General features: G+C 65.4%; 11 protein-coding genes and 1 tRNA gene. 8 read left to right on the top strand and 4 right to left on the bottom strand.

What is annotated here, in order from left to right:
* Positions 1-11: 11 nt before the first annotated feature.
* Positions 12-2,594, bottom strand: coding sequence for a TonB-dependent receptor (locus EEB18_RS06240; protein ID WP_262408145.1), 2,583 nt, complete (start codon positions 2,592-2,594; stop codon positions 12-14).
* Between the two features lie 182 nt (positions 2,595-2,776).
* Between EEB18_RS06240 and EEB18_RS06235 the strand changes: the two genes are divergently transcribed.
* Complete coding sequence (locus EEB18_RS06235) at positions 2,777-5,455, top strand: LuxR C-terminal-related transcriptional regulator (protein ID WP_187142357.1); 2,679 nt, start codon at positions 2,777-2,779, stop codon at positions 5,453-5,455.
* A 36-nt stretch (positions 5,456-5,491) separates the two neighbouring features.
* On the opposite strand, the gene EEB18_RS06230 is transcribed toward EEB18_RS06235, so the two are convergent.
* A complete protein-coding gene (locus tag EEB18_RS06230; protein ID WP_187142358.1) occupies positions 5,492-6,862 on the bottom strand; it encodes an MFS transporter in 1,371 nt (456 codons plus the stop codon).
* Between the two features lie 72 nt (positions 6,863-6,934).
* Positions 6,935-7,717, bottom strand: coding sequence for a FadR/GntR family transcriptional regulator (locus EEB18_RS06225; RefSeq protein WP_056343333.1), 783 nt, complete (start codon positions 7,715-7,717; stop codon positions 6,935-6,937).
* Between the two features lie 146 nt (positions 7,718-7,863).
* On the opposite strand from EEB18_RS06225, the gene EEB18_RS06220 reads away from it, so the two are divergent.
* The 4 genes from EEB18_RS06220 to EEB18_RS06205 all read left to right on the top strand — a co-directional run bounded on the left by EEB18_RS06220 (position 7,864) and on the right by EEB18_RS06205 (position 14,090).
* Positions 7,864-10,035, top strand: a complete 2,172-nt coding sequence (locus EEB18_RS06220) for a TonB-dependent receptor (RefSeq protein ID WP_187142359.1) — start codon at positions 7,864-7,866, stop codon at positions 10,033-10,035.
* A gap of 52 nt (positions 10,036-10,087) precedes the next feature.
* Positions 10,088-11,641 (top strand): acyl-CoA synthetase, encoded by a 1,554-nt coding sequence (locus EEB18_RS06215; protein WP_187142360.1) that lies wholly within the window; start codon positions 10,088-10,090, stop codon positions 11,639-11,641.
* A 1-nt stretch (position 11,642) separates the two neighbouring features.
* Positions 11,643-13,163, top strand: a complete 1,521-nt coding sequence (locus tag EEB18_RS06210) for an AMP-binding protein (protein ID WP_187142361.1) — start codon at positions 11,643-11,645, stop codon at positions 13,161-13,163.
* Between the two features lie 123 nt (positions 13,164-13,286).
* Positions 13,287-14,090 (top strand): enoyl-CoA hydratase/isomerase family protein, encoded by an 804-nt coding sequence (locus tag EEB18_RS06205; RefSeq protein WP_187142362.1) that lies wholly within the window; start codon positions 13,287-13,289, stop codon positions 14,088-14,090.
* Between the two features lie 281 nt (positions 14,091-14,371).
* Here EEB18_RS06205 and EEB18_RS06200 read toward each other — a convergent pair.
* Positions 14,372-14,458 (bottom strand) — tRNA-Leu (locus EEB18_RS06200).
* 318 nt (positions 14,459-14,776) lie between these two features.
* On the opposite strand from EEB18_RS06200, the gene EEB18_RS06195 reads away from it, so the two are divergent.
* The 3 genes from EEB18_RS06195 to EEB18_RS06185 all read left to right on the top strand — a co-directional run bounded on the left by EEB18_RS06195 (position 14,777) and on the right by EEB18_RS06185 (position 20,282).
* Entirely contained in the window at positions 14,777-16,336 is a 1,560-nt protein-coding gene (locus EEB18_RS06195) for a hypothetical protein (protein WP_187669087.1), read from the top strand.
* Between the two features lie 89 nt (positions 16,337-16,425).
* On the top strand, positions 16,426-19,128 hold the full coding sequence (locus EEB18_RS06190) for a TonB-dependent receptor domain-containing protein (protein ID WP_187141917.1): 2,703 nt from the start codon (positions 16,426-16,428) through the stop codon (positions 19,126-19,128).
* Positions 19,129-19,403: 275 nt separating this feature from the next.
* The gene (locus EEB18_RS06185) at positions 19,404-20,282 is read left to right on the top strand and encodes a type II secretion system protein N (protein WP_187141916.1); all 879 of its coding nucleotides are present in this window, start codon (positions 19,404-19,406) and stop codon (positions 20,280-20,282) included.
* The last annotated feature ends 2 nt before the right edge of the window (positions 20,283-20,284 follow it).

Raw genomic sequence — 20,284 nt, 5'->3', positions numbered from 1 at the left:
GGGGTAAGCGATCAGAACTTCGCCGTCAGCTCGACGCCATAGGTGCGCGGGGTACCGCGATTGAGATAGTCGAGACCGAAGATGTCGATATTGAGCCCGTAGCTGTAGTAGAATTTGTTGGTCAGATTCTTGACCCACAGGCTGGCGGCATAATTGCCATGCTCGAAGGTCAGCCGGCTGTTGACGAGCCAGTATCCGGGGTTGCCACAGGTGATCGCAGGACCGGCGGGGCGGACGTTGCCGGGCGCGCCGGCGCGGTCGCACGGGTTCTGGCCATAGTCGCCGAACGGGTCGAAATAATATTTGCCGGTGTAGGCGGCATCGGCGCGCAGCGTCAGCTTGTTGTCGCCGCTGTCGATCACGTCCCAGTCGACCCCGGCCGAGAAGGTGGTGCGCGGGGCGTTGGGGAACGGATTGCCGTTGACGTTGCGGGTCGGGCTCGACGGGTCGGTCGGGTCGATCACATTGCCCTTATATTTGCTGCGCAACAGGCTCATCGACGCGTCGAAGCGCAGGAAGTCGGCGGCCTGGATCGTCAACTCGGCCTCGCCGCCATAGAGGCGCCCGTTGGCGCTGCGGGTGAAGGTCGTCGCGCCGATGACCTGCGTCACCTGATGGTTCTTATAGTCGTAATAGAAGCCCGCGAGATTGAGCTGCACGCGGCGGTCGAGGAAGCGCATCTTGAGCCCGCCTTCATAGGCGTTGATCTGCTCGGGCTGGATATAATAGACCTGATTGGTGCCCTGATAGGCGAGGCCGTTGAAGCTGCCGCTGCGATAGCCGCGGCTGTAGTTGAGATAGCCCATCATATCGTCGGCGAAGTCATAGCTGATGTTGACGCGGCCGGTCAGGCGGTTCGCCTTCTCATTCTGTTCGAGCGCCGGAGCGTTCGGGTTGTAGGGGAAGGTATAGGGGATGGTGCTCGCGCGGATCGTGCCGCCAAGGTCGTAGAGCACCGTGCGGCCGTTCTGATATTTGACCTTGTCCATCGTGTAGCGGAGGCCGACGCTGACCGTCAGCGCATCGGTCAGATCATAGCTGCCGTCGAAATAGATCGCCGCCGACGGCCGCTTGATCGTGTAGCTCTGCTCGCCGCTGATCGGGCCGAAGGGCGGGGCGCCCGCGGCGCGGCACGCCGCAGAGATTGCGCCGCCGAAGCCGCCGCCACCCGAATTATTGACCTGGATATCGGTGAGCAGCGCGATCAGCGACCGTGCGTCGAGGAAACCGTTGGGGTTGCCCGTCGGCACCGCCGAGCAATTGGCGGGGTTGGTCGGATCGAGCGCGGGGTTGGCGGCGAAGGCCGGGATGATCGCCGCCGCCTGCGGCGCTGACACCGGGGCGTTGAAGAAGCTGGTCGGCACCCCCGCACCGAGCAGGATCGGTTTCAGCACCCCGAAGAAATCGATCTCGTTGCGGGTGTCGATCTTGTCGACGCCATAGTAGAGGCCGGCCACCAGATTGAGCCGGTCGCCGTTGTAATTGAAGCGCAGGTCCTGGTTGAAGTTCTGGCTGACCGAATTGTAACGCAGCGCGCAGACGCTGTTCGGCGAACCATCGCAATCAAAGGGCGAATTGCGATATTTGCCGCCGTCATAACCGGTGATCGAGGTGACCGAGACCGTATCGCTGAGCTCGACCGCGATGTTGAGCGCGACCCCGCGCGACGAGGTGAAATAACGCCCGCCGGTGTCAGCCGCGACCTCGTTCTTGCCGAGCGGCGCGCCGCCGTTCTGCGCCGGATCGAAGCGCGAATAGCCGAGCACGTCGCGCCCGCCCGCGAGCTGGCCGAGGGCATAGGGGTTGGGCGCGAGTGGATTGTCGCGCGCGAAATAGCCCTTCAGATTGATGTCGACCGTATCCGACGGTTTCCAGCGCAGCGACACGCGCCCGGCGACGGTGTTGGTCGTGCCGACATCGCGGTCCTGCACCGGGTTATATTGCCAGCCATCGCCCTTGGCGAAGGTGCCGGCGAAGCGGATGCCGAGCTTGTCGGGGACCAGCGTCGCCTCAAGTGCGCCCTCGACGGTCTTGGTGTCGTAATTGGCGTAGCCGACGGTCAGCGTGCCGTTGCTCGCGCCAAGCTGGGGCTTGTTGCTGAAGAAGCTGATCGCGCCGCCGGTGGTGTTGCGGCCGTACAGCGTGCCCTGCGGTCCGCGCAGTACTTCGACGCGTTCGAGGTCGTAGAGCTGCTGGCCGTGGCTGGCGCGGAAGCTTTGATAGACTTCGTCGACATAGACCCCGACCGGCGACGCGGTGGAGGCAGAAAACTCGTTTGCCACCGACACGCCGCGCAGCGAGAAGTTCGGCTGGGTGCGGCCATAGGGCGTCGTGATCTGAAGGCTGGGGACAAAGCCCTGAAGGTCGGAGGTTTCGCTGACCCCGCGCGATTCGAGTTCGTCGCCGGCGAGCGCCGAGACTGCTACCGGAACGTCCTGCAAATTCTGCGCGCGCTTTTGCGCAGTGACCACGATTTCGGCGATGCCGCCGCTTTCGGTCTGCGGCGCCGCGGTATCCTGGGCGAAGGCGGCACCATGCCAGCCGATCAGCATGGTGGTGGACAGGCAGGTCGCCAGAAATGCTTTCTTGGTCATATCGTCTCTCCCAAGGATCGCGACCCGGTTCTTTGCGGGGCCGTCGATGAAAGGAGGCTATGGCGGTGGCGGTCGCGGCGACAGGCCAAGCGGCGGGGGGAGCGATGGGGGGGATGGCTGCGCGCCGCTTGCAGGGCGACCTCGCGCGGCGTAGCCAGTGGGATTAAGGGAGGGGCACACGCATGACCGTCCAATCGGGATCGAGGATCGAAGCGAAGGCGCTGCTGCGCGCGGTGCCGCCTGCCGATCGGCCGCGTTTCGTCCGTCGCCAATATGTGCCGCCGCGCTTTCCGCCCGATCTTGTCGGACTCGATTCCATGCGGCCTTGGCTCGACAGGCTGGCGGCCCACGAACTGTGTGTCGTTCGTGCGCCGGCCGGCTATGGCAAGACCGCCTTTTGCGCGGCGCTGTTTGCCGAGGCGCAGGAAGCGGGCTGGGACACGGCCTGGCTATCTTTCGAAGCCGACGGTGATGATGCGGGCGCCGTCGAGCGAATGGTTCGGGCGGTGATGCTGGCGCGCGGCGATGCGGTTTCGGACGACGGAGCGGAACCGACGCCGGCGGCGGAACTCGCCGATGCGCTCGCCGAAAAGATGGACGCGGGCAACCAGCCGCTGCTGCTTGTTCTTGACGACATCGACCGGCTGGGCGACGCCCATGCGCTCGATGTGCTGGGCCGGCTGCTTCGCCATCCGCCCGCGCAATTGCGGCTGGTGCTCGCGAGCCGCGCGATACCGGCGGTGGCGATCGAGGCGGCCGAACGGCGCGGCATGGCGCTCCACATCGGCCGCGCGGACCTCGCGCTGACGGGCGAGATGCTGCGTGCTTTCCTGCAAGGTGCGGGGGTGAGGCTCGATGCGCAGGGCCATGTGTCGCTCAGCGCCCTGCTCGAAGGCTGGCCGACGGGGGCGCGGTTGGCGGCACAACAGGGCGAGGCGCTTTCCCGCGATCGCGACTGGAACGGCTTGACCGGCCGGATCGAGGCGCATCTTGCGACGCTTGTGAGCGAGTTGTCCGAAACGAAGCTTCGCTTCCTTGGCCGTGTTGCGGTCGCCCCGAAACTGGATACCGATCTAGCGCGATTGCTCAGCGGCGATGCCGATGCCGCTGGCCTGTTACGCGATCTCGCCGCCGAGGGGCTGTTCGTCGAGCCGGTCGCCGACGGCGGTGGCGGCTACCAACTTCATCCCGCCTTTCGCGCCGCATTGCTGCGCGGCGTCGATCGCGACAGCCGGGCGCAGTTGCACCGCGTCGCCGCACGTCATTATGCCGCGCAGGGGATGAAAGGCGAAGCTGTCGATCAGGCGCTTGCCGGTGGCGATCCGGCGCTGGCCGCCGGGTTGCTGGCGCATATCGCGATGCCGATGCTGGCGCGCGGCGAGATTGGCCGGGTGGCCGACTGGATGGGTCGGCTGGCGCCCGAAGATATCGCCGAAACGGCGGGCCTTCGCGTCGCCGATGCCTGGCTTTCGGTGCTCACCGCGCGCCCTTATGCGGACGTCGCCATCCTGGCGGCCGACGGCGAGGAGGCGGAGGCCGCCGCCATGACCCTGTTCAATCGGGCCTATGCCGGCGACCGGATCGACGAAGTCGCCGAGACCTGCGACCGGCTTCTCGCCGCGCCTGACGATCTGTCCGATTTTGCGGTCGCAATGCTACGCGCGATGCGCGCCCATGGGGCATCGCGGCGCGGCCTGTTCGGGCTGGTCCATGATTCGGTTCGTCCGCTGATGCTGCGCGGCGCGGGACAACCGCTCGACCTGCCGTTGGCGATGGCGGTCTGCGCGCGCGCGGCGGCATCGCGGGCGCTGGGGCAGCTCGGTGAGGCCGAGCGGCTGTTGCGCGATGCGCAAAGGGCCGCTGCCGGTGCCAATCTCGCCGCCGCGCTGGTCGATGCCGCGCTGGCGCGCTGTTGTTACGAGCGCGACGATCCGTTGGCCGCTGCCGCGCTGGCCAATGCGGCGCTGCCATTGCTCGAAAACAGCGCCTTCCAGGATGCCGTGACCCATGCCTTCCTCGTCGCGATCCGCGTCGCGGCGAGCATGGGGCGGACCGATGAGGCCGCGGCCCTGACCGACCGTGCCGAACTGCTTGCCTTCAAGCGAGGCTGGCTGCCGCTCAAGGCGCTTTGCATCGTCGAACGCGCGCGGTTGCGGCTGCCGCCGACGATCGATGCCGAAGCGGTGGTGGCGATCGCCGACGAGGAAGCTGCGGTGATCGATCCGCTGTCGGCGCAGGGCCGCGCCTTTGCCCTGCTGTCCGAAGCCCGCGCCTATGAAGCGATCGCGCAGGGCGACCGGCCGCGGCTGACGACGGTCGCCGAGCGACTGCTGCGGCTGGCGTCGAACGCGGACGATGCCGAATTGCGCGCCTCGGCAACGTTGTTCAACATCCTGCCGCAGCTCAGCGGCCGCTGCGACAAGATGGTCGAACTCGAAACGGTGCGTTTTCTCAACCACGCCGCGAGCGTCGGCTTCCGCCGCACGATCGTCGACGTGCTCGACGTCACCGGGGTGCGCGCGGTGCAGAATTTCTGCAGCGAGGCCTATAGCTCGGATTGTTTCCTCGCCTTGCTCAAGCTCGCCGATCCGGCGCGGCACGATCCGGCGCTCGAAGGCGCGCATGTGCCCGCGCCGGGCGAGGCCTTTTCCTTCCTCACCGAGCGCGAGATCGAGATTTTGAGCGCGCTCAATGCCGGCGAGTCGAACAAGGAAATCGCGCGCACGTTGCAGCTCGCGCCCGAGACCGTGAAATGGCACCTCAAGAATGTGATGCGCAAATTGCGCGCGACGAGCCGCGAGGAAGCGGTGCTCAACGCGACGACATTGGGACTGAAGCTGATCGAGAGCGCCGCGCGCTAGCGCATAACCTAGGCCGGACGCGCTGGCCTGCCGGTGTCAATGGCTGGCCGAAGCGCCCGCTGCTTCGGCCTCGCCGACAGCCGCCCGCATGGCGCGCAGTCCGCACAAGAAGATGATGGTGACGATCGTTCCGCAGGCACCGAAGGTAAGGGCGAGCGACATCCCGATCGCGGCGGGGTCTCCGAACCAATGGTCGGTCATATAGCCGACGATCGCAGGGCCCGCAGACATCCCGATGATGCTGACCGCGAACAGATAGACTGCGGAGACCCGCCCGCGCAGCGGCGCAGGGGTGACCATCTGGATCGCCGACGCGCCGATCGCCCCCATGGCGAGAGGGAAGGAGGGGAGTGCCATCGCGAGGAAATAACCGCTCGGGCTCGATGAGAGATAGGCGGCGCTGCCGAGCAGCGCCAGCACCACCCCGCCTACCACATAATATCGGAAATGCGCGTCGTGCAGGCCCTTCTGGAACAGATGATCGACGACCCGGCCACCCAGAAGCAGGCAGCACGCCCCGACGATGAAGCCGTAGGTCGAAAGCGCATAGCTGGTCTCGCTGACGCTCCAGCCAAAGCTGCGCATCATGAAGGTCGGGGTCCAGGCGAGCCGCGCGTAGACGAGCGCCATGACCACCGAGAACCCAAGGATCTGGACGAAAAAGAACAGCTTCCTCGCGCGGATGAAGTCATAGACTTCGCCCCATCCCCGATGTTGCGTCTGGGCGATTTTCGGACGGGCGGGTTCATAAATGAACAGCGCGAGAAATGCCATGAAGATGCCCGGCAGGCCGGTCACGATGAAGGCGAACCGCCATCCGGCCGTCGGCCCGAGCAGGGGCAGGTCGACGCCATCTTTCGCCAGTTCGAGAATGGTGCCGCCGATGGCAAGCGAAAGCTCGGCGCCGAGCAGCGCCCCCAGCATGAAAACGGCGATCGCAAAGGTCAGCTTGCGGCGAGGGAAAAGATCGGCCAGCAGCGAATAGCAAGCCGGGGCGAGCGCCGCCTCTCCCGCGCCGACCAACATGCGCGCGAAGAGCAATTGCTCAAAATTCTGCGCCAGCCCGCACGACATGGCCGCGATCGACCATATCATGACGCCGCCGAGGATGATGTAGCGGCGCTTGTACCGATCGACCGCCTGGCCCAGCGGCAAACCGCAGACCGCGAACAAGAGCGCGAAGGCGAACCCCTGGAGCAGACTGATCTCGAAATCGCCGACGCCGAATTCGGTGCTGATCGGTTCGACCATCAGCGAGACGATCTGGCGATCGAGATAGGCCATCGCGAACAGCAACGTCATCAGGGCGGTGCTGGCCCAGGCGCGCGACGCCGGCGGATAGCCCTGCACCGCCGCATCGTCGTCGCGGGGACCCGCTTCCTCATCAACCGACGCGTCGTACCGCATTGTCTCTCATCCCATTCGCTAGCGCTTTTCTTTTATATGTTAGCGATATGGATTAAATGCGAAAGCGATTTCTCACTCGAAGGGAAATGGCTTGAGTTTCCGGAGCGAGTTGGGCGTGATTTCCTGAAGGTTTTCGAGATAGCGCCGAAGGTAGAGCCGCCACAGGTCCGCCGCCGTGTCGGCGTCGCGGCGTTCCATCGCGGCGATCATCTCCTCCTTCACCCCGATCGCGGCAAGATAGCGTTCGACCTGTTGCGGATGATGAGGCAGCCGGACCGACAGCAGCGACAACTGGCGGTCGGCGATCCCGCCGATCATCAGGCCCATCAATCGCAGCGTCTCGCTGCCGCAATTTTCGACCAGCGTTTCGCGGAAGAGTCGGCCGCGGGCATAGAATTCGGGACGGTCGTGGACAAGGTAGCGCTGCGACGCCGCATTCTGCGCCAGTGCGGACAGAATAGCTGGCGTGACGTTGCGCGTCAGCGATGCGACCGCCGCGGTTTCGATCACGATGCGTGTTTCGAAGACTTCGGAAATCGTCGCGTTGCGCATCTGCAGAAAGACCGTGCAATAGGAAGCGAGGCGCGCTGCGTCGGGTTCGCGGACCCGGGCGCCGCCACGACTGCCGCGCTCGACGCGAACCAGTCCTTCGGATTGCAGGATGCGCAGCGCCTCGCGGCACGACGGGCGCGACACTTCGAAACGCTGCATCAGTTGGTGCTCGGCGGGCAGCATCGCGCCGACCGGCCATTCACCGGCGGCGATTTCCTCGCGCAGCTCTTCGGCCACACGTTCGGCGACGCTCGCCTTGTGGCCGCCGTTCGCTTCGTTTTCGATCAAATCCTGGTCGGTCATTGCAGAGCCATAAGGTCGCTCGTCGAATGTGACAAACACTATGGTATATCGATAGCGATTAAATCTAAATCGCTTGACAATTATGGCGTATGGCATTTGAAGCACGCCAAGCCGGCGTGGTTGACCGGCAGGATGGGAGAGAGACGATGACGAAGACGGTTCTGGGAATTGCCGGCATTGCTGCCACGCTCGCGGTCGCCGCGCCGGCCGCGGCGCAGATGAACGACGAAACCTCCGTCGCCAGCCCGGCGCCGGACGAAGGCGCAGCCGCAGCGGGCGATGGCGACATCATCGTGACCGCGCAGCGCCGCTCGGAACGCCTCGTCGATGTCCCGGCATCGGTCGTCGCGATCAGCGGCGAGGCGCTGGCCCAGGCCGGAGTCAACGGGATCGAGGACCTGACGCGGCAGGCGCCGGGCGTGCTGATCAACAAGACCGGTGCCTATGTGCAGCCCACGGTGCGCGGGATCGGCGCGAGCGTCCAGGGCGGCGGCGCCGAATCGAACATCGCCGTCTATGTCGACGGGGTTTATTTCGCGAGCCAGACGGGCGCGATGTTCGACCTGGTCAACCTCGAATCGGTGCAGGTGCTGAAGGGGCCGCAGGGCACGCTGTTCGGCCGCAACGCGACCGGCGGCGCCTTGCTCTTGACGACGTTGACCCCGTCGTTCACGCCGACCGGCAAGGCGTTCGCGAGCTTCGGTCGCTTTAACGAATATAAGCTCAGCGCCTATGCCTCGACCGGCCTCACCGACACCCTCGCCGCCGATATTTCGGTCTATCGCCGCCATACCAACGGGTTCATCCGCGACCTGCGGACCGGGGAGCGCCGGGGCGAGCAATCGAGCTTCGACATTCGCGGCAAGCTGCTTTTCGAGCCGAGCGACGCGGTGCGGTTCATCCTCGCGGCGTCGCATACCGAAACCAAGGATCCGTCGGGGCTGACCTATACGACGCTCAACGGCAATTCGGTCGGGCGGAATTTCCCCAATTCAGGACCGATCGCCGTCGAGCGCGGCACGTCGTCGCAGGAAATCGCGACGCGGATTGAGGCCAAGGTCAACACGGTGTCGCTGCGCAGCGAGATCGACCTGGGCTTTGCGACGCTCAACACGATCAGCGGCTATATCGACGAACAGGACTTCATCGACGCCGACCTCGACTCGAGCTACGCGCCGTCGTCCTTCGCGACTTACGACCAGTTCAACGAAAGCTTCAGCCAGGAAATCAACCTGACCTCGCCATCCGGTGGCGATTTCTCGTGGGTTGCAGGCCTCTATTATTACTGGAACGCCGCCGGATCGGAGAATTGGCGCCTCAACGGCAATCCCTTCTATCGCGCGCGGATCACCAGCAACAGCATCTCGGGCTTTGCCGACGGGACCTATGACCTGGGTCCGGTGTCGCTCATCGCCGGGCTGCGCTACAGCAAGGAAAAGCGCGGGTTCCAGCGCGGCTTTCCGGGCGGCGCCTATACCGTCGATACCGACGTCACCTATACCAGCTGGACGCCGCGCGCGGGCCTCCGCGTCGACGTCGGGCCGCGCAGCAACCTCTATGCGACGTTCAGCCAGGGCTTCAAGAGCGGCACCTATAATCTGTCGTCACCGAGCACCACGCCGGTACGTCCGGAAAAAATCACCGCTTATGAAGCGGGCTTCAAATCGGCGAGCCGCGCGATCGACTTCAACATCGCCGCCTATCACTATGATTATCGCGACATCCAGGTGACCGCCTATGACTATACGTCGGGGGTCAGCCGGCTGTTCAACGCGGCGCGCGCCCGCGTCCACGGGATCGAGAGCGACGCGACATGGCGTCCCGCCGACAATTTCGACCTGCGTGCAGGGTTCGCCTGGACGCACGCGCGCTTCAAGAGCTTCCCCGGCGCGCCCGCCTTCTTCCCGCGGACGACGCTGACGAACGGCACGCCATGCCCTGACCTCAATTGCGGCAACGCCCAGGTCAACGTCGATGCCAGCGGCAACAAGCTGCTGCGCGCGCCCGAGTTCACCATCAGCGCGGGCGCCAATTATCACCTCGAACTCGCGGGTGGCAGCAAGATCAGCTTCGGCGTGCGCCCCTATTGGTCGAGCAAGATCAATTATTCCTTCCAGGAACGCATTTCGCAGCCGTCCTACTTCACGGTCGACGCCGACATTTCCTATTCGCCCAACGATCAGTTGCGCCTGTCGATCTGGGGCCGCAATCTGACCGACACCAAATATGCGACCTCGCGGTCGGAATCGTCGGCGCGCGATGCGATCGCCTGGGCGCAGCCGGTCACCTACGGCATCTCTGCCAGCTATAATTTCTGATATGGAGGCGCCGCGCGCGAGCCGCGCGGCGCCTTTGCCTAGAGGATAGTCGATGCATCCCAGAATTCACGCCGCCCGCAACCCCGATCAGGCCGCCGCGATCCGGTCGGACACGGGGGAGACCCTGACCTATGGCACGCTCGAGCAGCGCGCTAACCGCGGCGCGCATTTCCTGCGTAGCCTCGGCATCCAGGCCGGCGATACCATCGCGATCTGGCTTCCCAATGTCCTCGAATATTACGAGATCTACTGGGCCGCGCAGCGGGCCGGCCTCTATATCACCCCGATTTCGACCAAGCTGACGGTAGAGGAGGTCGCTTATATCCTGCGCGATTCGAGCTCGCGGTTGCTGGTCACGAGCGGGGACATCGCCGAACTGGGCGCCTTCCTCGACGTCGCGAGCGCAAGCGCACCTGATTTGCGGCATATCTATGCGTTGGGTGCGGGGCACGGAACGCTGCCCGGCTGGGATGCCATCGCGGACTTTCCGGCCGATCCGATCGCCGATGAAAGTGCGGGCTTTCACATGGTCTATTCGTCGGGAACGACCGGCCGCCCCAAGGGCATCCGCCTGCCGCTGACGGGCGGGCCGGCGACCGAACCGCACATGCTCGCCGAGCGGCAGGCCAATCGTTATGGGACGTGCCCGCACAGCATCTATCTGTCACCGGCGCCGCTGTACCACACCGCGCCGCTCGCGATCTCGACCGCCGCGCAGCGGCTGGGTGCGACCGTCGTCCTGATGCCGCGCTTCACCCCCGAAGCCGCGCTCGCGGCGATCGCGACCTATCGGGTCACAGTGACCCAGATGGTACCGACGATGTTCCTGCGCATGCTGCGGCTGCCCGAACAGCAGCGGGCCGCAGCCGACGTGTCGTCGCTGACCCACGTCATCCACGCCGCCGCGCCTTGCCCGATCGAGGTCAAGGACCAGATGATCGACTGGCTCGGACCGATCATCTACGAATATTATGGCGGTTCGGAAGGCAATGGCTCGACCTTCATCACCTCTGAGGAATGGCTCCGCAAGAAGGGATCGGTCGGGCGCGCCGATTGGGGTGTGATCCATATCTGCGACGACGAGGGGCGCGAGCTTCCAGCCGGTGAACAGGGCCTGATCTATTTCGAGGGCGGCTGGAACTTCCAATATCTGAACGATGCCGAGAAGACGCGCGATTCGCGGCACCCGACCGAGCCGGGCTGGTCGGCGCTCGGCGACATCGGCTATCTCGACGCCGACGGCTATCTGTTCCTGACCGACCGCAAGAGCTTCATGATCATCTCGGGCGGGGTGAACATCTATCCGCAGGAGATCGAGAATCTGCTGACCGTCCACCCGAAGGTCGCCGATGTCGCGGTCATCGGCGTGCCGAGCGCCGAGATGGGCGAAGAGGTGAAGGCCGTCGTCCAGCCGCGCGACCCGGCCGATGCCGGACCCGAGCTCGAGGCCGAGCTGATCGCTTATTGCCGCGAACGGTTGAGCGCGGTCAAATGCCCGCGCAGCATCGATTTCGAGGCCGAGCTGCCGCGCCACGAAACCGGCAAGCTCTACAAGCGCGAGATTCGCGAACGCTATTGGGCGGGTTTCGCACGGCGGGTCGCCTGAGATGGCGGCGGTGCCTGGCAGCCTGATCGGGGCGATCCTGGAAGCCGAGGCCCGCGCGCCGGGCACCCCGCTCGTTGTCGCGTCTGACGGGCAGCCGAGTCATACCACGCTGGCCGAGGTCGTGGCGGCAGGGCGACGGATGGGGACGCGGCTGTCCGATGCGGGGGTCGCGAAGGGCGACGTCGTCGCCGCGATGCTGCCCAACTGGCGCGAATGGCTGGTCGTAGCCGTCGCCGCCGCGCAGTCGGGCGCGGTACTGCTTCCGATCGTGACCATCTATGGCGCGACCGAGCTGGGTTTCATCCTGCGCCAGTCGGGTGCGAAATGGCTGTTCACCCCCGAACGCTTTCGCGGCGTCGATTTCGCCGCGCTGATCGGCACCTGTGGTGATCTTCCGGCGCTGCGGCATCATGTGACGGTCGGGCCGGAGTTCGACCGGCTCGAAACCGAGGGCATGATTGCCGACACGGTGCCGTGCGATCCCCAGGACATGGCGCTCCTCGTCTATACCTCGGGAACGACCGCGGCGCCGAAAGGGGTCATGCACTCGGCCACTGGCTTGCTGGCCGAACTCGCTTCGATGCGGGCGCTGCGGGCGCGGGGGAAGCAGGAGGTCGTGCTCTCGCCCTGGCCGCCGGGTCATGTCGCGGGCGCGCTGGCGATGTACCGCTTCCTGTGCGACGCGGTGCCGCTCGTCCTGATGGATCATTGGGACGCCGCGGTTGCGGCCGGCCTCATCGAGACCCACCGGGTGACGACATCGTCGGGAACGCCCTTTCACCTGTCGGGCACCATCGCCGCGGCGGGGACCGAGGGCCGTGACCTGTCGTCGCTCGAACAATATCTGGTCGGCGCGGCGCCGGTTCCGGCGTCGCTGGTCGAACGGTGTCGGGCACAGGGCCTGGCGGTCTATCATTGTTACGGGTCGAGCGAACATCCGACGGTCACCTCGGGCGTGGTCGACGATCCGGTCGAAAAGCAGCTTCATACCGAGGGGCGGCCGACGCCCGGTACGACGCTCCGCTTCGTCGACGACGCAGGCGTCGACGTCGCATCCGGCGAAGAGGGCGAAATCTGCACCCGCGGCCCGGACCTGTTTCTCGGCTACCTCGACCCGGTATTGAACGACGCGGCTTTCCTGCCGGGGGGCTGGTTCCGGACCGGCGATATCGGCCGCCTCGATGCCGAGGGCTATCTTCACATCACCGACCGCAAGAAGGACATCATCATCCGCGGCGGCGAGAATATCTCGTCGAAGGAAGTCGAAGCGGTGCTGCTGACGCATCCGGCGATTGCCGACGCTGCGGCGGTCGCGGCGCCCGACGACCGGATGGGTGAGATCGTCCGCGCCTGCGTCGTGCTGAAGCCCGGCGCCACGCTCGATTTCGAGGGGCTGCGCGCGCATTTCTCCGCGGCGGGCATCGCGAAGCAAAAGACCCCCGAACGCCTGACGATCGTGACGGAGCTGCCCCGCAATGCGACCGGCAAAGTGCTGAAGCATATGCTGCGTCTTGCGGGGTGATGGATATAGCGAGCATCCAACCTTGCCGGCGAGCGGTGCTCGCCGGCAATTTTTTGGCGTGCGTCTGGACGGCGGGATCGACGATCGGCTCCATCTGATACGCATCCAAAGGCGGGGAAGGCCATGACCAGTACCACCTCTCTTTCCAAATCGCGCCACGGCCGCGTTCTCAAACTGACGCTGGAAAGCGATTGCGGCCGGCATCCCGTGTCGCCCGAGCTCGGCCTGGCCATTCACAGCAGCATCGCCGACGCCGAAAGCGATGACGCCGTCGGCGCGATCCTGTTGACCGGCAGTGGTAAGACATTTTCGGCTGGCGGCGACATCGGCGGTTTGATTGCCGGACTCGACGCGGCGCGGCCCGACGCGGAAACCAGCGCTCTTCTCGCGCGGTCGGCTTCGGGCTGCCTCGCGCTCATGAACGCCACCAAGCCGACGATCGCACTCGTGAATGGCGCCGCGGCAGGGGGCGGGCTGGCGCTGGCCGCCGCTTGCGACATACGGCTCGCGAGCCACGCCGCCAAATTCGCCTTCGCTTATCCCCGGATCGCCCTGGCAGGTGACCTTGCGGCCTGCTGGAGCCTCAACAGGATATTGGGACCTTCGAGGGCGCTCTATTTCGCGCTGTCGGCCAAGCGGCTTTCGGCAAGCGAGGCCCTGACGCTCGGTTTGATTGCCGAGGTTCATGCCGATGATGGTCTTCAGCAAGCCGGGCTGACGCTCGCGCAAGACATCGCCTCGATGTCGCCTATGGCGCTTGCGCAGGTGAAGATGAATTTTCGGGCGGCCGCCACGGTCTCGAGAGACGAGGCGATCGAAATCGAAAGCGATAATTTTCTGCTGGCACGCGCCCATCCCGACCATCGCGAGGCGGCGGTCGCCTTTATCGAAAAGCGAAGGCCGCGATGGACGCAGGGCGCGCGTTGAACCCCGGGCTTTGTCGCCTAGCCTGTCGGCAATGGTCGATCATGTCGACACGGGCAATCGCAGAGCATGACGCGCAGCGCTTGAGGACGATCGAGCGTCCTCATCGCTGGCACGGCCGAGAGGGCAGGTTCGTGTCTGGCTGATCAGATGGGCGAGGGCGCGCGCCGGCCCATGGAGGGGTTCGGTTCGAACGGCCGTCGATCGGTAAAGCGCCCGGAGCTGCGCCGCGTTGCGGCTGCAATCTCTCCGATGCCTGATTTCCCAGGTCCCGCAGGACTGAGTGGTGCGGTCGAGAAGACTCGAACTTCCACGGCCTTTCGGCCACAACGACCTCAACGTTGCGCGTCTACCAGTTCCGCCACGACCGCACATCATGATGGGGCCGAATGGGTCCGGCTCCGGGTAGGAGCGGGCGCCTAGCAAAGCTTTTCGGACGATGCAAGCAAGCTGTGCCGCATTTATTTTCGCAGCTGCGAACAAGTCGCGTGACGCGCTTTGGTGCTTGTCACGAAACCGACTCCAAAGAGTCACTCAAATGTCATCGCTCTGGCGTCAGACCGTCACCGAATCACCCTAGTGGCGGCGTCACCGGGGGCGCGGCGGGGCACTCCTCTCGAACCGGCCGGTGATTTTTCAGCAGGGGCGCCGACCGATCCGGCGGCGCACAGCGGATAACGGAGAATTTCATGGCGGCTTTCGCGCGCGTTCGTTTGGTCATGCTCAGCAGCGTGGCCTGTTCTATTCTGGCCGCCTGCGGTGCCGACGGTGTCGCTTCGCCCGGTGAAGGCGTCATCGTGATCCCGGCGCCGACCCCGACCCCCACGCCGACCCCGACCCCCACGCCGACCCCGACCGGCGTCACCCCTGCCGCCGGCTGCCCGAGCATCGCCGGCCCCGCGCTGTCGGATCTCGGCACCATCACCGGTCCGCAGGGTACCTGGCGCAACTGCGGCTTCCCCGCGCGCTTCACCGCCTCGACCGCGATCCCCAAGGTCGCCGGCGTCATTTACTCGCTCCCCGGCCGCGTCGATGTCGGCACCGACCAGGGCGCGACCAGCACCAACACCGACGTCACGCTGACGATCGATCCGGGCGTCACCATCTTCGGCGCGACCGGCGTTTCCTATCTGGTCGTCAATCGCGGCAACCGCATCGACGCCGTCGGCACTCCGTCGCAGCCGATCATCTTCACGGGTCGCGGCAACGTCGTCGGTTCGGCCGACGACAATACCTCGCAGCTGTGGGGCGGCGTCGTCCTGCTCGGCCGTGCGCCGGTCACCGACTGCCTCGCGCCGGGCGCCACGCCGGGCACCGCCGCGTGCGAACGCGACACCGAAGGCACGTCGAACGCGCTTTATGGCGGCGCGCAGCCGGCCGACAATTCGGGCCGCATGTCCTATGTCCAGATCCGCTACTCGGGCTTCATCCTCAGCGCCGACAAGGAGCTGCAGGGCCTGACCCCGTCGGGCGTCGGTTCGGGCACCACGATCGAAAATATCCAGGTCCACAACAGCTCGGACGACGGCATCGAAGTGTTCGGCGGCCGCGTCAACATGCGCAACCTGGCGATCACCGGCGCCGAGGATGACGGTCTCGATACCGACGTCGGATACAAGGGCAATGTCCAGTTCCTGCTCGCGGTACAGCGCGCCGGCGGCACGGTCGGCGACTCGATGCTCGAAATCGACTCGAACGGCAACGAAGACACCACCCCGCGCCAGAATGTCGCGCTGTCGAACTTCACCTTCATCCACCGCGCCAATGCGGCGGGCAACACCGCGTCGGTGCTGATCCGCGGCGGCGCCGACTATCGCCTGATGAACGGTCTGATCGTGGCGCCCGGCATCTCGTGCGTCCGCATCAACTCGGCAACGACGATCCAGACCACGGGTGCCGACGAAGCCGGGCCGCCGAAGTTCGACTCGGTCAACATGCAGTGCGGCGGCGCCAGCGCCTTCCTCGGCACCAGCGGCGTCACCAACGACCAGGTCGCGACGATCTTCAACGGCGGCACGAACAACAGTGCGACCTATGTCCCGACGCTGTCGAACGTGTTCATCAACGGCGCCACCGAAACCGCCCGCCCGGCCTTCAACCCGGTCCCGATCAACGCCTTCTTCGTGAACGCGGGCTATGTCGGCGCGGTGCGCGATGCCAGCGACACGCGCTTCACCGGCTGGACCTGCAACAGCGCGACCGCGAGCTTCGGTTCGTCGAGCGCCGCGTGCACGCTCATCCCGGTCTGACGCGCCTTCGTACCTGAATTGGGGCGGGGCGCACCACAGAGGCGCGCCCCGCCCCGCTTATCATCCGAATTATAGGGGTTTTTAGGGCCATGACCAAACGGTCGATTTTCGCCAGCATGCTGCTCCTCTCGTCGGCGTTGGTCGCACCGGCCGCACTGGCACAGGACGCCGGACCCGCGGGTTCGAGCACCGAAGCCACGCCGCCGACCGCCGATGCCGCCGATCCGGCGCCGGCCGACGACGATCAGCCCGATGTGTCGATCCCCGGCGGTTCCGATCAGGAAATCGTGGTCACCGGCCGCTATACCCCCAATGTCGTCCGCGCGACCCCCGAGGTCGTGTCGGTCCTTTCGTCCGCCGACATCGCGCGCACCGGTGAGGGCGATATCTCGGGCTCGCTCCAGCGCGTCACCGGTCTGTCGGTCGTCGGCGGCGGCTTCGTCTATGTCCGCGGCCTCGGCGATCGCTATTCGCTCGCGCTGCTCAACGGTTCGCCGCTGCCGAGCCCCGAACCGCTGAAGCGCGTCGTCCCGCTCGACATCTTCCCGTCGAACGTCATCGATTCGACGCTGGTCCAGAAAAGCTATTCGGTGAACTTCCCCGGTGAGTTCGGCGGCGGCGTGATCAACCTCACCACCAAGTCGACCCCGCGCGAGAATTTCCTGACCTTCTCGGGCGGCATCGGCTGGGACAGCGAGACGACCAACGAACTCGGCTACACCTATTATGGCGGCGACGCCGACTGGACGGGTTTCGACGATGGCACCCGCGATGTGCCGAAGTCGCTCGCTGCGGCCTTTGCCAGAGGCAAGCCGATCATTGAGGGCGCCGATTTCAGCAAGGACGATCTCGAAGCGATCGCCATGGACCTCGTCAATGCGCCGACGACGCTGCTGCAACAAAACAACCATATCCCGGTCAACTGGTCGGCGGGCGTCACCGGCGGCCTGACCATCCCGATGGCTGACGGCGAACTCGGCATCATCGCGACGGCGGGGATCAGCAACAAGTGGCGCACCCGCGACACGCTGCAGCAGACCTCGGTCGAGGCCGACCTGTCGGGTGATCCGCAGACCAGCTACAACCGTGTCGTCACCGACAATCGCGTCGTCGTCAACGGCCTGCTCGGCTTCGGGCTCGAGATCGGCGATCACAAGCTGCGCTGGACCAACCTCTATATCCGCGACACCCTCAAGCAGGCGCGTCTCGCGCTCGGCACCGACCAGAACCAGTCGGGCCGCGACATCATGAAGCAGGACACGGCGTGGTACGAACGCCAGCTGATCAACACCCAGTTTGTCGGCGAATTCCATTTCGACCGGCTCAAGCTCGACCTGCGCGGCGCCTATGCCAATTCGCAGCGCGAAGCGCCCTATGAACGCAGCTTCACCTATGTCCGCACCAACCTGCCGACCGCGCAGGACCCCGTCGGCGACAAGTTCGTCAACGACCTTGGCGGCAACAAGGGTGACGCGACGATCGCCTTTTCCGACCTGAACGAAGATCTGTGGTCGGGCGGCGTCGACCTGTCCTACGAAATCGCCCCGCGCATCACCGGGACTGTCGGTTATGCCTATAGCGATACCAGCCGTACCTCGGTGCGCCGCGCCTTCCAGTATCGCGCCTCGAACCTGCCGATCCCGGTGCAGCAATTGCGCCCCGACTATCTGCTCTCTGACGCGTCGATCCAGCTTTATGACATCACGCTGCTCGAGACCTCGGCGCAGGACGGCACCGCGGCGTTCGACGCGGCGCTGACCACCCATGCCGGCTATGCGCAGCTGCAGGCCGAACTGCTGTCGGGCGTCAACATCAACGCCGGCGTCCGGTACGAGGATGCCAAGCAGACGGTGTCGCCGATCGACCTGTTCAATTCGGGCGCGTCGTCGATCGTCGATACGAACCTGAACAACGACTATTGGCTGCCCGCGGTCACCCTGACCTGGGAAGTCGCACCCGACATGCAGCTGCGCGTCAGCGGGTCGAAGACGATCGCCCGCCCGCAGTTTCGTGAGTTGGTGGCGCAGGTTTACCAGGATCCCGAATCGAACCGTCTGTTCCGCGGCAACCCGTCGCTGACCGACAGCCGGCTGACCAACGCCGAAGCGCGCTACGAATGGTATTTCGCCAAGGATCAGCGCCTGACGGTCGCCGGCTTCTACAAGTCGATCGACAATCCGATCGAGGCCTATACCTCGATCTCCGACTCCTCGGTCAACACCAGCTACGCCAACGCGCCGAAGGCGACGCTTTATGGCGTCGAGTTCGAACTGCAGAAATATTTCCCGCTCGACACGCTGTCGGATGCGCCTTTCTGGTCGAGCCGCCGCTTCGTATTGATCGGCAACTATACCTATACCCAGTCCGACATCTCGGTCGCGGCGGGCGATACCACGACGATCAACGGCGTGGTGCAGGATGCGAGCAACTTCTTCTTCGACGGCTCGCCGCTTACCGGTCAGTCGGACCATCTTGTCAATTTCCAGATCGGGCTCGAGGATCAGGACCATTTGTCGCAGCAGACCCTGCTCGTGACCTATGCCAGCCCGCGCGTCACCAGCCGCGGTCCCTCGGGGCAGCCCGACCTGCGCGAAAAGCCGGGGATTTCGCTCGATTTCGTCGCGCGGCAGGGCATCAATCTGCTGAACAAGGAAATCGAACTGAAGTTCGAGGCGCGCAATCTCACGGGCCGCAATTATGAAGAGGTACAGGAGTTCGGCGACAACCGGATCTTCTTCAACCGCTACAAAATCGGCCGCAGCTTCTCGCTGAGCGCGTCGCTGAAATTCTGATGAAACATCCTCCCTGCCGCGAAGCGGTCGGGAGGGGGCCGCGCCCGAAGGGCGTGGTGGAGGGGCATCGACGCTGCGTCAAAGCCCCTCCGTCAGCCCTTCGGGCTGCCACCTCCCAATGCCTGCGGCACCGGGAAGATAGATACGGCGAGCCGCCACAGGCCGGACTCGCCCGACTGTCAAAAAACTGTAATCTTCCCGTCAGCTGATTGTCACCAATCGCCCCTAGGCGATTCGCGAGGCACCATGGTGATGCGGGGGATAAACAGGTTTTCATGGCGACGCTGATGTCCGGATCGGCCGTTCGGTTGCCGCGCGGATTGCCCGCATGGCTGCGCAGCGGCAAGCGCTCGCCACGCGCGGTCTGGCCCATGCTGGTCGTCGGCCTGCTGGCGCTGCTGCTCGCGGTGCAGGTTGTGCGCCTGCTCTGGACGATCGTGACACCCCTGTCGCCGCTTGGCGCCTGGCAGCCGCAGACCGCGGTCATCGCCTCGCCTGCCGAGCGCCGCGCGCTCTTCACCAGCTTCGATCCCTTTTTCCGGACCGGCGGACAGGGGCCCGCCTCGGCGACGGTCACCGCTCTCGGCCTGACGCTGTTCGGCGTCAACATCAACGAAGCGACCGGCGGCGGATCGGCGATCATCGCCGCCGAGGACGGTATCCAGAACAGCTATGCCGTGGGCGAAGAGATCGCGCCGGGGGTGAAGCTCGTCGGGGTCGCCTTCGACCATGTGCTGCTCGACCGCGGCGGTGCGCGCGAAAGCCTGTTCCTCGACCAGAGCGGCGCGGCGCCGGTTGCGACGCCCGCGACTCCGCTGCCCGCGCCGACCCCCGAGGTCGGGTCGGCGCCTGCCAATGATGCGGTCGCCGGCGAACTCTCGCCCGCCGCGTTGAAAGGCGGTATCGGCTTCGCACCGCGCAGCGAAAACGGCCGCGTCACCGGGGTCGTCGTTCAGCCGCAGGGCGACGGCGCCGCCTTCCGCGCCGCGGGCCTGCGTCCGGGCGACGTCATTCGCGGCGTCAACGGCCGCCCGATCGGCTCGGCGGGCGATGCCGCCGCGCTCGCCAATCAAATCACACCGGGGGCACGCCTCTCGCTTGAAGTCGAGCGCGGTGCCAACGTCGTCCCGATCGCCATTTTTGTTTCGAAGTAGGG

The organism is Sphingopyxis sp. OPL5 (genome assembly GCF_003797775.2).
Classification (GTDB): Bacteria; Pseudomonadota; Alphaproteobacteria; order Sphingomonadales; family Sphingomonadaceae; genus Sphingopyxis.
The sequence above is the reverse complement of the archived record's forward strand: the minus strand, read 5'-3'. Positions and strand labels throughout refer to the sequence as shown.

What these genes read in the sequence shown, in the direction of transcription:
- EEB18_RS06240 (WP_262408145.1), bottom strand. Translation starts at nt 2,594, where the DNA reads ATGACCAAGAAAGCATTTCTGGCGACCTGCCTGTCCACCACCATGCTG.
- EEB18_RS06235 (WP_187142357.1), top strand. Translation starts at nt 2,777, where the DNA reads ATGACCGTCCAATCGGGATCGAGGATCGAAGCGAAGGCGCTGCTGCGC.
- EEB18_RS06230 (WP_187142358.1), bottom strand. Translation starts at nt 6,862, where the DNA reads ATGCGGTACGACGCGTCGGTTGATGAGGAAGCGGGTCCCCGCGACGAC.
- EEB18_RS06225 (WP_056343333.1), bottom strand. Translation starts at nt 7,717, where the DNA reads ATGACCGACCAGGATTTGATCGAAAACGAAGCGAACGGCGGCCACAAG.
- EEB18_RS06220 (WP_187142359.1), top strand. Translation starts at nt 7,864, where the DNA reads ATGACGAAGACGGTTCTGGGAATTGCCGGCATTGCTGCCACGCTCGCG.
- EEB18_RS06215 (WP_187142360.1), top strand. Translation starts at nt 10,088, where the DNA reads ATGCATCCCAGAATTCACGCCGCCCGCAACCCCGATCAGGCCGCCGCG.
- EEB18_RS06210 (WP_187142361.1), top strand. Translation starts at nt 11,643, where the DNA reads ATGGCGGCGGTGCCTGGCAGCCTGATCGGGGCGATCCTGGAAGCCGAG.
- EEB18_RS06205 (WP_187142362.1), top strand. Translation starts at nt 13,287, where the DNA reads ATGACCAGTACCACCTCTCTTTCCAAATCGCGCCACGGCCGCGTTCTC.
- EEB18_RS06195 (WP_187669087.1), top strand. Translation starts at nt 14,777, where the DNA reads ATGGCGGCTTTCGCGCGCGTTCGTTTGGTCATGCTCAGCAGCGTGGCC.
- EEB18_RS06190 (WP_187141917.1), top strand. Translation starts at nt 16,426, where the DNA reads ATGACCAAACGGTCGATTTTCGCCAGCATGCTGCTCCTCTCGTCGGCG.
- EEB18_RS06185 (WP_187141916.1), top strand. Translation starts at nt 19,404, where the DNA reads ATGGCGACGCTGATGTCCGGATCGGCCGTTCGGTTGCCGCGCGGATTG.